Here is a 699-nt window from a genome sequence, read left to right as displayed (position 1 = left end):
TCTGAGCGACTAAGTTCAGAGCTTCGGTTGCGCCTCGCGTCCAGATTATTTCTTTGCTGGAGTCGGCATGGATGAAGTCAGCAACTGTTTCTCTGGCTGATTCAAACTGGCTCGTCGCGTGAGCGGTCAGGCTGTGGCTACCACGATGAACATTGGCGTTTTGTTGGCTGTAGTAACGGCTGATTGCATCAATCACGCACTGCGGCTTTTGGGTTGTCGCCGCACTATCCAGATAGACTAAGCGCTGGTCATTGACGGTTTGTTGTAAAGCCGGAAACTGGCGAGTGACTGCGTTAACGTCGAGCATTATTCGTCACCCAGCTTGTGATATTGCAGAGTTGGGATGGTCACCATTGGCTCGGCGACGGTCCAAGCGTACGCTTTACCCGACAAGTTGATAATGATTTCCATCGCAAACTCAAGTGCGGTACCCGGTCCCTGACTGGTGAGCAAGTTATGGTTGATATCGTAAGTCACACGTTTTACGCGCCATTTGTCCTTAGCGATATGATCTTGGAAGTTTGGATGGCAAGTCATTAACGCATCGGGATACAGATTGTGGTGAGCGAGAACCAAAGCAGGTGCTGCGCAAATCGCCGCGACTAACTTACCTTCGTACATTTGTTGGCGAACGATCTCGACCAGTACAGTACTGTCGCGAAACGTTTCCGCACCACCAACCCCACCAGGCAGGATCAC

2 protein-coding genes are annotated in these 699 nt (G+C 51.2%); both read right to left on the bottom strand.

Annotation, left to right across the window (positions count from 1 at the left end; translation table 11 throughout):
- Positions 1-307, bottom strand: a 307-nt coding sequence (locus HCZ42_RS21680; RefSeq protein WP_167422730.1) for an aminotransferase class V-fold PLP-dependent enzyme, incomplete at its 3' end; no start/stop codon positions are given.
- Positions 307-699: DJ-1/PfpI family protein (locus HCZ42_RS21675; protein ID WP_175579597.1), on the bottom strand; the 393-nt coding region annotated here is incomplete at its 5' end. The genes HCZ42_RS21680 and HCZ42_RS21675, both read right to left, overlap by 1 nt.

The organism is Vibrio hepatarius (assembly GCF_011806575.1).
Taxonomy (GTDB): domain Bacteria; phylum Pseudomonadota; class Gammaproteobacteria; order Enterobacterales; family Vibrionaceae; genus Vibrio; species Vibrio hepatarius_A.
The sequence above is the reverse complement of the archived record's forward strand: the minus strand, read 5'-3'. Positions and strand labels throughout refer to the sequence as shown.